Source organism: Streptococcus infantis (genome assembly GCF_047464415.1).
In the GTDB taxonomy this organism is placed as follows: Bacteria; Bacillota; Bacilli; order Lactobacillales; family Streptococcaceae; genus Streptococcus; species Streptococcus infantis_AE.
In genome coordinates, this window is the sequence record NZ_JASHBX010000059.1 from 1 (window position 1) to 723 (window position 723).

The following is a 723-nucleotide window of genomic DNA, read 5'->3' on the forward strand; positions in this document are numbered from 1 at the left end:
TTAAAAAAAGGTGTTGACAAAGTAAGAAAAGTCGGTATAATAGTAAGAGTTGAAAATAACAACTCCGGTCCGTTGGTCAAGGGGTTAAGACACCGCCTTTTCACGGCGGTAACACGGGTTCGAATCCCGTACGGACTATAGTATGAAGCAGATAAAACACTAGATGAAAAAAATTAAAAAAAGTTTCAAAAAAGTGTTGACAAGCGAAAGCGGCTGTGATATACTAATATAGTTGTCACTTGAGAGAAGTGAGTGACAAAGACCTTTGAAAACTGAACAAGACGAACCAATGTGCAGGGCACTACAACTAAGGTTGTAGTACTGAACAATGAAAAAACAATAAATCTGTCAGTGACAGAAATGAGTGAGAACTCAAACTTTTAATGAGAGTTTGATCCTGGCTCAGGACGAACGCTGGCGGCGTGCCTAATACATGCAAGTAGAACGCTGAAGGAGGAGCTTGCTTCTCCGGATGAGTTGCGAACGGGTGAGTAACGCGTAGGTAACCTGCCTGGTAGCGGGGGATAACTATTGGAAACGATAGCTAATACCGCATAACAGTAGATATTGCATGATATCTGCTTGAAAGGTGCAATTGCATCACTACCAGATGGACCTGCGTTGTATTAGCTAGTTGGTGAGGTAACGGCTCACCAAGGCGACGATACATAGCCGACCTGAGAGGGTGATCGGCCACACTGGGACTGAGACACGGCCCAGACT

The 723-nt window shown here is 44.1% G+C and carries 1 tRNA gene and 1 rRNA gene; both read left to right on the forward strand.

Features of this window, described 5'->3' with window-relative positions:
* The first annotated feature begins 66 nt into the window (after positions 1-66).
* A tRNA-Glu gene (locus tag QM460_RS10445) sits at positions 67-138 on the forward strand.
* A 241-nt stretch (positions 139-379) separates the two neighbouring features.
* Positions 380-723: ribosomal RNA gene (locus QM460_RS10450) — 16S ribosomal RNA — on the forward strand; the annotation flags it as partial.